Below are 11,312 nucleotides of genomic sequence, written 5' to 3'. Positions count from 1 at the left end.
CTCCGGGTGATCTTTCCGGTGCGCGGGATCACCGCGGTGCGCGGCGGCGTCCCGCCCGGTGCTCGCCTGCGTTACCTTGAGGTGATGGGACGGCGTTGGCAGGACCCCGCCGAGCAGTTCGCCACCGAGCTGGAAGGGCTGGACCACGACGACCCGGAGGTGCGCGCGTTCGCCGCACACCTGCAGCGCATGCACTGCACGTACTCGCGCGCCACGGTCGAGGACATGCTGCGCGGCGTGGACGAGTTCGCCGATCACGCCAACAGGGCCCAGGGCCATCGCCGCGTGGTGGTCGTGCTCGTCGTCGGCCTGATCCTGCTCGCGGTGACGGTGACCGTGTGGAACGCGCTGGTGTACATGGCCCAGACGTTCCTCTGACGGGGCGTTGCGCCGCCGGCGCGTCAGCTGCGCCCGGCAGTTCCGGTAGGCGGCAGGCCCCGCGAACTCCTGCCACCGCCCGCGGCGCGCGGGCGTCTCGTCCTATTAACGTGGTGGCATGGATTCGGAAACCCGCGACACCGCGCCCGTGAACAAGTCCGAGCAGGAGTGGCAGCAGCAGCTGGACCCCGCCGAGTACGCGGTGCTGCGCAACGCGCACACCGAACGGCCGTTCTCCGGTGAGTACGTGGACACCGAGACCGAGGGGGTGTACCGCTGCCGCGCCTGCGGTGCGGAGCTGTTCCGCAGCGAGACCAAGTTCGCGTCGCACTGCGGATGGCCTTCGTTCTACGATCCGACGCGCACGGAGGCCGTGATCCTGCGCAAGGACCGCTCGATGGGCATGGTGCGCACCGAGGTGCTGTGCGCGAGCTGCCACAGCCACCTGGGGCACGTGTTCGAGGGCGAGGGCTACCCCACCCCTACCGACCAGCGGTATTGCATCAACTCGGTGGCGCTGAGCCTCGAACCGACACAGCGTTGAGACGCCGCTGAACGGAGCAGCCGCGTGCAGCGGCCGTGCGCGTTCAGCGAGTTCGGCCAACCGGACTCGGCCCCGGGTCACGGCCGAGTCCGGGCATCGCCGCCCACCTCAGGCGAGGCGCTGGACGAGGTCTCCGATCGCCACGCGGCGTCCGGTGTAGAACGGGATCTCCACGCGCACGTGGCGCCGCGCCTCGGTGTAGCGCATCCGCCACATCAGGTCGACCACGCGGTGCGCCTCGTCCGCCTCGAACGCCAGCACCCACTCGTAGTCGCAGAGCCCGAAGGCCGGCACCGTGTTCGCCCGCACGTCCGGGAAGTCCCGCGCGGCCTTGCCGTGGTCGGCGAGCATCGCGCGCCGCTCGTCGTCCGGCATCAGGTACCAGTCGGAGGAGCGCACGAACGGGTAGACGCACACGTAGTCGCGCGGTTCCTCACCCGCGAGGAACGCCGGCACGTGGCTCTTGTTGAACTCGGCGGGCCGGTGCAGCGCCGTCGCGCTCCACACCGGGGCGATGCACCCGCCCAACGTGGTGCGGCGCCGCAGACCCGTGTAGGCGTGCTGCAGGGCGTCGAGTTCACCCGAGTGCCACCAGATCATGAAGTCCGCGTCGGCACGCAGGCCGGACAGGTCGTAGACCCCGCGCACGGTCACGTCCGAGTCCGCCAGGGAGTCCAAGTAGGCCTGCGCGTCTTTCGCCGCCTGCTCCCGGTCCTCCGGCAGTGACCCCTGTTCGACCCGGAACACCGACCACATGGTGTAGCGGATCGTGCTGTTGAGCTCCTCGTAGTTCAGCCGCGCCATGTGCCCATCCTCCCACCGCGCGCGCACCGCTCGCGGCGGCCCCGCCGCGGGGCGGTACCGGGGTCGCACCTGCCACGTCTCGCGGGGATCAACCTGCGACGCGGTCGCGCACGAGCGCCCGGGCGGCGCGTTCTCCGGTGGACACGCACGCGGGCACGCCCACGCCGTCGAGCCAGGATCCGGCGACTTCGAGCCCGTCGAGGCCGGCGACCCGGTGCCGCACCGCGGCCACGAGCTCGGCGTGGCCCACGCCGTACTGCGGCAGTCCCCCGCCCCAGCGCACGACCGCGGTCTCGGCGGGTTCTGCGTGCACACCGGCGACTTCGGCCAGGTCGCCGCGGACGCGGCGCACGAGTTCGGCATCGGTGAGCCGCAGCTGCGGGTCGTTCTCGGTGCGCCCGATCGAGGCCCGCAGCAGCGGTTCGCCCCGCGCGCCGCGCAGGTGCGGCCACTTCACGCTGGAGAAGGTGAACGCCTTGGCGGTGAACGGTGTCCCGTCGGCGCGCCGCTCCCCGCGGGCGACGAGGATCCCGGAGCGTTCCGGCAGCACCGCCTCGGGCGGTAGGGCGATGCCCACGAGCACCATCGATGCCAGGGCGATCCCGGCCAGCTGCTGGGCCGCGTCGTCGAGCACGCCCTGCAGCAGTCGCGCGGCCACCGGCGCGGGCACGGCGAGCACGACGCCGTCCACGTCCACGTGCTCGGGGCGCGGCGCGGCTCCGGTTTCCACCTGCCAACCGCTCCCGGTCCGCTGCAGGCCGCGCACCGTGGTGCCCAGCTGCGCGCTCGGGGCCGAGGCGGTGCGCAGCCGCTCGAGCAGCCGCTGGTAGCCGGTGCGCAGCGCGCCGAACACGGGACCGGAGCGGGGTTCGCCGCCCGCGGGGCTCGGCGCGGCCGCGCGTGCCGCTGCCTCGGTGATCGTGGCAGCGCCGGCGTCGAGAGCACCGGCCAGGGCGGGCATGGTGGCGCGCAGGCCGAGCCCGTCGGCCCCGCCGCCGTAGACCCCGCCGAGCAGTGGGTCGACGAGCCGGTCGACGACCTCGTCGCCGACCCGTTCGCGCAGCAGTGCGCCCGCCGGGACGTCGGAGCCGCCCCAGGACACCGGCGGCAGTTCGGCCTCGGCCCGCACGGCCGCCACGCCGGCTGGTGAGAGCACGCCGCTGACCGCGTCCGCGGAGGTCGGCACCCCCATGACCGAGCCCGCTGGGATCGCGCGCGGGACTCCGTCGGCGCGGATGAGCGAGGAGGCCCCGCTGGGGTGCACGATCTCCTCGCGGATGCCGAGCTCCGCGGCGAGGTCGAGCACTTCGGGGCGGCGCGCGAGGAACGCCTCCGCACCCAGGTCGAGGTGCCCGCCGGCCAGCGGCGCGGTGTGCAGCTTGCCGCCGAGCCGGTCGGCCCGGTCGAACAGCAGCAGCTCGGCGCGCGCGCCCAGTTCGGCCCGCAGCCGGTGGGCCGCGGTGAGCCCGCTGATCCCGCCGCCGATGATCGCGATGCGCGGTGTCACCGCGTCGTCTCCGCGTGCACGAATTCGACGATCCTGCTCAGCACGTCCGGGTCGGTGTCCGGCAGGACGCCGTGGCCGAGGTTGAGCACGTGCCCGCCCGCGGCCTGGCCTTCCGCCAGCACGCGGCGCACCTCCTCGCGCACCACGTCCCATCCGGCGAAGAGCACCGCCGGATCGAGGTTGCCCTGCACCACGGGTGTCCGCCACGTCGGTTCGGCCGCCTGCAGCCGGCGTACGGCCTCGTCCAGCGGGACGCGCCAGTCGACGCCGACCACGTCGGCGCCGGCCGAGCGCATCGCTGTCAGCAGCTCACCGGTGCCCACCCCGAAGTGGATCTTCGGCACGTCGCTGACGTCGGCGAGTTCGGCGAAGATGCGGCGCGAGTGCGGCAGCACGTACTCGCGGTAGTCCCGCAGCGACAGGGCCCCCACCCAGGAGTCGAACACCTGCAGCGCGTCGATGCCGGCACCCACCTGCACGCGCAGGAAGGCGAGCGTGCTGTCGACGAGCCTGGTCATCAGCTGGTGCCACACCTGGGGCTGGCCGTGCATGAGCGCCTTGGTGCGTTCGTGGTTGCGGCTCGGCCCCCCTTCGACGAGGTAGGACGCCAGGGTGAACGGTGCGCCTGCGAATCCGATGAGCGGGGTGTTGCCGAGTTCGCCGAGCAGCGCGGTCACCGCGTCGCCCACGGACGCGATCTGCTCCTCGGCCAGCACGGGCAGTCGGGCGACGTCCTCGCCGGTGCGCACCGGCGACTCCACGACCGGGCCGGTGCCGGGGACTATGTCGAGCTCGACCCCTGCGGCGTACAGCGGCAGGACGATGTCGCTGAACAGGATGGCCGCGTCGACGCCGTGGCGGCGCACCGGCTGGGCGGTCACCTCGCAGACGAGTTCCGGGGTGAGGCACGCCTGCAGCATCGGCACGCCCTGGCGCACGCGCCGGTACTCGGGCAACGAGCGGCCCGCCTGGCGCATGAACCACACGGGGGTGCGGCTCGGGCGCTCACCGCGCGCGGCGGTCAGCAGCGGGGTGTCGGCGAGGTCGCGGCGAGCGGAGGCCGGAGCGGGGTTCGTCATCGCGGGCACGTCCGTAGTCGATGTCGGGGTGGCGAAGCACCTGTTCGCCGGGTCATCTTCGCACGCCCGAGATCGTGATCGTCGTCGTGCCCGGCCTCCCCGGGCGGATGCGACGCGGCGGGCGCGGCGGTCGCCAGGGCGGCGGCGAAGATCAGCACCGACTCGGCGTGGCAGCGACAACGCGCACGGTGCACCCCCGTAGAGTCCCCGGAGTGACGGAGATGTCGGAGGTTGAGGAGTACTTTCGGCAGGCGGTGACCGCGTTGCTGTCGCCGCCGGTGCGCGCCGAAGTCGCGTTGACCGAGATCACGCCCCCGAAACGCCTGGCCCCGTGGAGCTACGCCCTGGGCGCCGAGGCCACCGGACCGGCCGAGGAGCAGGCGACCGCGCGGCTGGTGCTGCTCTACGACCCGGAGGGGCAGCAGGGTTGGGACGGCCATCTCCGTCTTGCGCTGTACCTGCTGGCGGAACTGGACCCCGAACTGGCGGCGGACCCGCTGCTGCCGACGGTCGGGTGGTCGTGGCTGACCGATGCGCTGGAGGAAGCGCAGGCGTCCCACCGCGCGCTGGGCGGGACGGTGACGCTGACGTCGTCCTCCCGCTTCGGCGCGATCACCGGACCGGCGCGCAGCCACGACCTGGAGCTGCGCGCGTCGTGGACCGCTCCGGACGCGCACCTCGAGCCGCACGCGCGGGCGTTCCACGCGCTGCTGGGCTACGCCAGCGGTCTTCCCCCGGAGGGCGTGGCCGTGCTCGGCCGGCGCAGCGACGGGTAGCGGCACGCCGGCGGCGGCCGCAGCGGAGGTGACCGCTCGACCGCCCCGGTTGATCTCGTTGCATACGCAAGATCTTGTAATGAGCGTATTGTTGTACGTCGATCAGACACGGAGTGGCGTTAACAAGGTCGGCCGAGAACACCTGGAAGAGTGAACTCGTGCCGAACTCATCACAACTCGATCGGGATACATACCCGATTGATCGTCCCACTGATCCGCTCGGACGGTTACGCTTCCTCCGACGACACCACTTTCGGTCGATCAGTGGCGCGGCTGATTGGTCGAAAGTCCCGGTGCCGGTCGGGGGGCACGACCGACTCCAGGGAGGTAGTGACGTGGCTGCCGTCGGCTTAGGTCAGGCCGCTCGTTCCACGCCGGCCGGCGCGTTGCCGGCCAACATGGTCCCGCACCCGCGGGAAGAGCTGTTCACGGTGCTCGTGGTGGACGACCACCCACTGCTCCGGGAGGCGATATCCTCCCGGCTGCTGCAGATGGGTGCCGGCACGGTGCACGAGGCCGCATCAATGGCCGAGGCGAGAGCGCGAGCTCTGGCCACCGGCCCGTGCGACCTCGCGATCCTCGATCTCGGGCTCCCGGACGGGACCGGTATCGAACTGGTCAACGAACTCCGCGGCCAGGGATGGCCGCGGATCGTGGTGCTCGCCTCCTCCGACGACCCGTACGCGGTGCGGGCCGCGTTCCAGGCAGGCGCTCAGGCCTACCTGCTCAAGTCCGCCTCGCCGATGGTCGTCACCGACGGGGTGCGACGGGTGCTCGACGGCGGTGTGTACGCCGATCCCAGCGTGGCCCCGGTGCTCGCCGCCGGCACGCGCGTTCCCGGAACGGACAACACACCGCGGGAGCTGTCCGCCCGCGAGGTCGAGGTTCTCCAACTCGTGGCCGACGGCCGGTCCAACAAGGAGATCGGCGAAGCGCTCAACCTGTCCGCGCTCACGGTGAAGAGCCACCTGTCGCGGATCGGGCGCAAGCTGGGAACCGGGGACCGGGCGCAGATGGTCGCATTGGCCATGCGGGCCGGCGTCATCCGCTGATTCGTGGAGACCGAACCCGACGGGCCGAGGGCACGGCCCCACGGAAGCCGACCGAACACGTAAAGTCTGGTTCCCGTGGAAGCTGCTCGTCCCGAGTCCGTCGGGTCCGGCCCCGCCGAACCCGTTGAACCCGAACCGCTGCTGGAACCGGCCGACGGGGTCCCGCCGGTGATCGACACCGTCGAGGCCCTGCACACGGCTGCCCACGCACTCGCCTCCGGCACCGGACCGGTCGCGGTCGACACCGAACGGGCCTCCGGGTACCGGTACTCGCAGCGCGCCTACCTCGTGCAGCTTCGCCGCGAGGGAGCGGGCTCGCTGCTGATCGACCCCGTCGCCCTGACAGGTGAGCTGCACCCGCTCGTCTCGGCGCTGCGCGGGACCGAGTGGATCCTGCACGCCGCTTCCCAGGACCTCCCGTGCCTGGCGGAGCTCGATCTGCACCCGCAGCGGCTGTTCGACACCGAGCTGGCCGGGCGCCTGGCCGGCTACGAGCGCGTCTCGCTCGGCGCGCTGGTCGAACGCGTCCTGGGCTACCGCTTGGAGAAGGGCCACAGCGCGGCGGACTGGTCCCGCCGCCCCCTACCGCACGACTGGCTCGTGTACGCGGCGCTCGACGTGGAGATGCTCGTCCCGCTGCGGGCGGCGATGCGCGCCGAACTCGAACAGCAGGGCAAGCTCGCCTGGGCCGAGCAGGAATTCGAAGCGCTCCGCACGGCCGAGCCCGCACCGCCGCGCGCGGAGCCGTGGCGGCGCACCTCCGGTATCCACAAGGTGCGCGGCCGGCGGGAGCTCGCCGCGGTGCGCGCGCTGTGGCAGGCGCGCGACGAGTACGCGCGGCAGCGCGACATCGCTCCCGGCCGGGTGCTGCCGGACTCCTCGATCGTCCGGGCGGCCCGGGCGAACCCCGCGACGGAGGCCGAGCTCACCGCGCTGCCGGTCTTCGGCGGCCGGCAGCAGCGGCGGCGCGCTTCGCTGTGGCTGCGCGCGCTGCGCAGTGCCCGGCGGCTCGGTGCGGACGAACTGCCCGCGCAGGCGAGCGGTGGCGACGGACCACCGCCCGCGAACCGCTGGTCGGATCGCGACCCGGAGGCCGCGGCGCGCTTGGCGGCGGCCCGCTCGGCGTTGAACGAGATCGCCGAACGCCTCGAGCTGCCGGTGGAGAACCTGCTGCTGCCGGATTCGGTGCGCCGGCTGTGCTGGCAACCGCCGCAGCAGCGGGACACGGCCGCGATCGCCGAGTGGCTGCGCGCGAGCGGTGCGCGCGAGTGGCAGGTGGAGCTCACCGCAGCGGCGTTGGCGCGGGCGCTGAACGATTAGTGCGTGGTGCGGGTCTCCCCGCGCCCCAGGTGGTTACCAATGAGTAATCAGCGCTAGAGTGCGGTTACCGGTCGGTAGCGCCCCGATCGTCACCGCGGTCCGCTCCGCGGCGTCGAGGCTCCGACCGGGTCGCCAGAGTCCACCCGCATCGAGTGAGGAGCACGCCGTGGCCGCACCAGCGTCGGCGAGCGCCGACAGCCGCAGCCGCCCGAACCGGGCCGCGGCACGGGATGTGGTCTTCGTCGACGGTGTCCGCACACCGTTCGGCAAGGCCGGTGACAAGGGCATGTACGCCCAGACCCGTGCCGACGACCTCGTGGTCAAGGTGATCCGCGAACTGCTGCGACGTCACCCGGACATCCCGCCGGAACGCATCGACGAGGTGGCCGTCGCCGCCACCACGCAGATCGGTGACCAGGGGTTGACCATCGGGCGCAGCGCCGCCCTGCTGGCCGGACTGCCGAAGTCCGTCCCCGGCTTCGCCATCGACCGCATGTGCGCCGGCGCCATGACCGCTGTGACCGCGGTGTCCAGCGGCATCTCCTTCGGCGCCTACGACATCGCGATCGCGGGCGGCGTCGAGCACATGGGCAACCACCCCATGGGCGAAGGCGTCGACCCCAACCCGCGCTTCGTCTCCGACAACCTCGTCGACACCTCCGCCCTGGTGATGGGCTCCACGGCCGAGAACCTGCACGACCGGTTCCCCGGCGTCACCAAGGAACGCACCGACGCCTACGCCGTGCTCAGCCAGCAGCGCTACGCCGAGGCGGCGCAGGCGGGCAGGTTCGACCAGGACTTCGTGCCGGTCGCCACCCGCTCGGACAGCGGCTGGGGCCTGGCGACCGAGGACGAGCAGCCGCGCCCGGGCACGGACCTGGACTCGCTGTCCGGACTGAAGACCCCGTTCCGCTCGCACGGGCACGTGACCCCGGGCAACGCCGCAGGGCTCAACGACGGCGCCACCGGTTGCGTGCTCACCGGCGCCGACACGGCCGAGGAGCTGGGGCTGCCGGTCGGCATGCACCTGGTCGGTTACTCCTTCGCCGGAGTCGAACCCGAGGTCATGGGTGTCGGCCCGGTACCGGCGACGGAGAAGGCCCTGCACCGGGCCGGGCTGAGCATCGACGACATCGGCCTGTTCGAGATCAACGAAGCCTTCGCCGTGCAGGTCCTGGCCTTCCTGGACCACTTCGGCATCGCCCAGGACGATCCCCGGGTGAACCCGTGGGGCGGTGCGATCGCCTGCGGCCACCCGCTGGCCTCGTCCGGTGTCCGCCTCATGACGCAGCTGTCCCGGCACTTCGCCGAGCACCCGGAGGTCCGCTACGGCCTGACCACCATGTGCATCGGCTTCGGCATGGGCGGCACGGTCATTTGGGAGAACCCGAACTACCGCGGAGGTGACCGGTGACCGTCACCAGCAACAACGCGACGAGCCGCACCAGCGGCGACTTCGCCTCGCTCTTCCCGAACGAGGTCGTCACGCACGCCCACACCCGCCTGATCGACGCGCCGGGCCTGGACCGCCCGATGGCACTGGTCACCGTGGACAACGGGCACGACCACAAGCGCCCGTCGACCTTCGGTCCCGGCGGGCTCGCCAGCCTCGACGCGGCCCTCGACGAGGCCTTCGCCGCCGAACCGGCCGCGATCGCCGTCACCGGCAAGCCGTTCGTCTTCGCCGTGGGCGCCGACCTCGACGGCATCGCGGAGATCACCGAGCGCGAGCACGCGCACGCGGTGGCCCGGGGCGGGCACGACGTCTTCCGCCGGCTGACCGAGGCATCGATCCCGACGTTCGCCTTCGTCAACGGCGCTGCGCTCGGTGGCGGGCTGGAACTGGCGCTGTCCTGCCACTTCCGCACCGTGTCGGCCTCGGCGGGCACGATCGCCTTCCCCGAGTGCTTCCTCGGGCTGTTCCCCGGGTGGGGCGGCACCCAGCTGCTGCCGAACCTCATCGGGGCGGACAACGCGGTCACGGTCATCGTGGAGAACGCGTTGAACCAGAACCGCATGCTCGATCCGAAGAAGGCCCGCGACCTCGGCGTCTTCGACGAGTTGCTGGACAGCGCCGACTTCCTCGAGCAGTCGGTGCGCTGGGCCGCGCGGGTGGTCGACGGCTCGCACGCGGTGCAGCGCCCCGCCGTCGACCGCGGCCAGGCCTGGGACGACGCCGTCGCCCGTGCCCGCGGGATCGTGCAGAGCAAGACCAAGGGCGCCGCACCCGGTGTGAACACGGCCGTCGAGCTCATCGACCGGGCCCGGCACAACGATCTCGACGCCGGCTACGCCGCCGAGACCGAGGGGCTGGCCGACGCGCTGATGACCGACGAGCTCCGGGCCGGGCTGTACTCGTTCGACCTGACGCAGAAGCGCGCCAAGAAGCCGGCCGGCGCGCCGGACAAGTCCCTGGCGCGCAAGGTGACCAAGGTCGGCGTCGTCGGCGCCGGGCTCATGGCGGGGCAACTGGCGCTGCTTTTCGCGCGCCGCCTGCAGGTGCCGGTCGTCATCACCGACGTCGACCAGGCGCGCATCGACAAGGGCGTGGCCTACGTCCACGGCGAGATCGACAAGCTCGCCGAGAAGGGCCGCGTGTCGCCGGACCAGCGCAACCGGCTCAAGGGCCTGATCCGGGGCTCGCTGGACAAGTCCGCCTTCGCCGATGCCGACTTCGTCATCGAGGCCGTGTTCGAGGAGATGTCGGTCAAGCGGACCGTCTTCGCCGAGCTCGAGCAGCACGTCAGCGCGGAGGCGGTGCTCGCGACGAACACCTCCTCGCTGTCGGTGACCGAGATGGCCGCCGAACTGGCGCACCCGGAGCGCGTGGTCGGTTTCCACTTCTTCAACCCGGTGGCCGTGCTGCCCCTGCTCGAGGTGGTCCGCGCCGAACGCACCGACGACGCGGCGCTGGCGACGGCGTTCGACGTGGGCAAGCAGCTGAAGAAGTCCTGCGTGCTCACCGCCGACGCGCCGGCCTTCGTCGTCAACCGGGTGCTCACCCGGTTCCTCGGCGAGATCATCGCCGCGGTGGACGAGGGCACTCCGTTCGAGGAGGCCGACGCGGCGCTCGACCCGCTGGGCCTGCCGATGACGCCGATGGAGCTGCTCGAGCTCGTCGGTCCGGCCGTGGCGCACCACGTGGCCGAGACGATGCACGCGGCCTACCCGGACCGGTTCGGCCTGTCCGAGAACCTGCGCCGCTTCGTCGAGGCCGGGCACACCGGCGTGTGGAGCACCGGCGAGTCCGGCGAGCGCGTGCTCGACCCGGCCGTGGCCGAGCTGTGGAAGCAGGGCGACGTCCCGTCGACGGCCGAGCAGGTGCGCGAGCGCGCGCTGCGCGCCGTGGCCGAGGAGGCCCGGATCATGCTCGACGAGGGCGTGGTGACCGAAGCCCAGGACCTCGACCTGTGCATGCTGCTCGGCGCCGGCTGGCCGTTCTGGTTGGGCGGCATCACGCCGTACCTGGACCGCTCGGGCATCGCCGAAGCCGTCACCGGCGAGCGGTTCCTCAGCCCGGGAGTGGCGTCCGTGCCGCGGTGACCGCACCGCACCGAGCATCGGGCCGGGGTGGCTACGCGCCGCCCCGGCCCGTTGTCCTTCCGCGGCCCGTTGTCCTTCCGCGGCCCGGACGGCCACGCGCGGCCTCCGGCCGGGCCGAACCCGCACGCACCACCGGGAACGCAAGTTCCACCGCTGCCGGCACCAATCCCTCAAAAAGTGATATCATGATGATAGGAATCGGACAGCAGCGCAGGCTCCGCTCCGAGCGCGGAGCGCTGCGCGCGGACAGCGCGGCGCGTCCCGGCGGGTGAACTGGCCCGCGGACGGCACGCGCGGTAGAACAGGAGC

Annotated in this window: 10 protein-coding genes; 7 read left to right on the top strand and 3 right to left on the bottom strand. The window is 72.3% G+C overall.

Features of this window, described 5'->3' with window-relative positions; translation table 11 throughout:
* Nucleotides 1-84 precede the first annotated feature (84 nt).
* Nucleotides 85-378: a hypothetical protein gene (locus ACVGV2_RS06990; protein ID WP_459165229.1), complete on the top strand. Its 294-nt coding sequence runs from the start codon at nucleotides 85-87 to the stop codon at nucleotides 376-378.
* 118 nt (nucleotides 379-496) lie between these two features.
* Nucleotides 497-922, top strand: a complete 426-nt coding sequence (msrB, locus tag ACVGV2_RS06985) for a peptide-methionine (R)-S-oxide reductase MsrB (protein ID WP_459165228.1) — start codon at nucleotides 497-499, stop codon at nucleotides 920-922.
* Between the two features lie 108 nt (nucleotides 923-1,030).
* Here the strand turns inward: msrB and hemQ are convergent, their stop codons facing one another.
* From hemQ to hemE, 3 genes are all read right to left on the bottom strand, one after another.
* A complete protein-coding gene (hemQ, locus tag ACVGV2_RS06980; protein ID WP_459165227.1) occupies nucleotides 1,031-1,726 on the bottom strand; it encodes a hydrogen peroxide-dependent heme synthase in 696 nt (231 codons plus the stop codon).
* Between the two features lie 88 nt (nucleotides 1,727-1,814).
* Complete coding sequence (hemG, locus tag ACVGV2_RS06975; RefSeq protein ID WP_459165226.1) at nucleotides 1,815-3,233, bottom strand: protoporphyrinogen oxidase; 1,419 nt, start codon at nucleotides 3,231-3,233, stop codon at nucleotides 1,815-1,817.
* Complete coding sequence (gene hemE / locus ACVGV2_RS06970; RefSeq protein ID WP_459165225.1) at nucleotides 3,230-4,312, bottom strand: uroporphyrinogen decarboxylase; 1,083 nt, start codon at nucleotides 4,310-4,312, stop codon at nucleotides 3,230-3,232. The genes hemG and hemE overlap by 4 nt, the downstream gene beginning before the upstream one ends.
* 212 nt (nucleotides 4,313-4,524) lie before the next feature.
* Between hemE and ACVGV2_RS06965 the strand changes: the two genes are divergently transcribed.
* The 5 genes from ACVGV2_RS06965 (at nucleotide 4,525) to ACVGV2_RS06945 (ending at nucleotide 11,003) form a co-directional block, all read left to right on the top strand.
* On the top strand, nucleotides 4,525-5,088 hold the full coding sequence (locus ACVGV2_RS06965; RefSeq protein ID WP_459165224.1) for a DUF3000 domain-containing protein: 564 nt from the start codon (nucleotides 4,525-4,527) through the stop codon (nucleotides 5,086-5,088).
* A gap of 335 nt (nucleotides 5,089-5,423) precedes the next feature.
* Nucleotides 5,424-6,140 carry a response regulator gene (locus ACVGV2_RS06960; RefSeq protein WP_459165223.1) on the top strand — a complete coding sequence of 239 codons (717 nt, stop codon included), beginning with the start codon at nucleotides 5,424-5,426 and terminating at the stop codon, nucleotides 6,138-6,140.
* 75 nt (nucleotides 6,141-6,215) lie between these two features.
* Entirely contained in the window at nucleotides 6,216-7,460 is a 1,245-nt protein-coding gene (locus ACVGV2_RS06955; protein ID WP_459165222.1) for an HRDC domain-containing protein, read from the top strand.
* 166 nt (nucleotides 7,461-7,626) lie between these two features.
* Nucleotides 7,627-8,874: a thiolase family protein gene (locus ACVGV2_RS06950; RefSeq protein WP_459165221.1), complete on the top strand. Its 1,248-nt coding sequence runs from the start codon at nucleotides 7,627-7,629 to the stop codon at nucleotides 8,872-8,874.
* On the top strand, nucleotides 8,871-11,003 hold the full coding sequence (locus tag ACVGV2_RS06945) for a 3-hydroxyacyl-CoA dehydrogenase NAD-binding domain-containing protein (protein ID WP_459165220.1): 2,133 nt from the start codon (nucleotides 8,871-8,873) through the stop codon (nucleotides 11,001-11,003). Before ACVGV2_RS06950 ends, ACVGV2_RS06945 begins: the two co-directional genes overlap by 4 nt.
* The last annotated feature ends 309 nt before the right edge of the window (nucleotides 11,004-11,312 follow it).

This window comes from Bounagaea algeriensis, assembly GCF_054491375.1.
Note: the sequence above shows the minus strand (reverse complement) of the source record. Positions and strands in the feature narration are given on the sequence as shown.

What these genes read in the sequence shown, in the direction of transcription:
- ACVGV2_RS06990 (WP_459165229.1), top strand. Translation starts at nt 85, where the DNA reads ATGGGACGGCGTTGGCAGGACCCCGCCGAGCAGTTCGCCACCGAGCTG.
- msrB (WP_459165228.1), top strand. Translation starts at nt 497, where the DNA reads ATGGATTCGGAAACCCGCGACACCGCGCCCGTGAACAAGTCCGAGCAG.
- hemQ (WP_459165227.1), bottom strand. Translation starts at nt 1,726, where the DNA reads ATGGCGCGGCTGAACTACGAGGAGCTCAACAGCACGATCCGCTACACC.
- hemE (WP_459165225.1), bottom strand. Translation starts at nt 4,312, where the DNA reads ATGACGAACCCCGCTCCGGCCTCCGCTCGCCGCGACCTCGCCGACACC.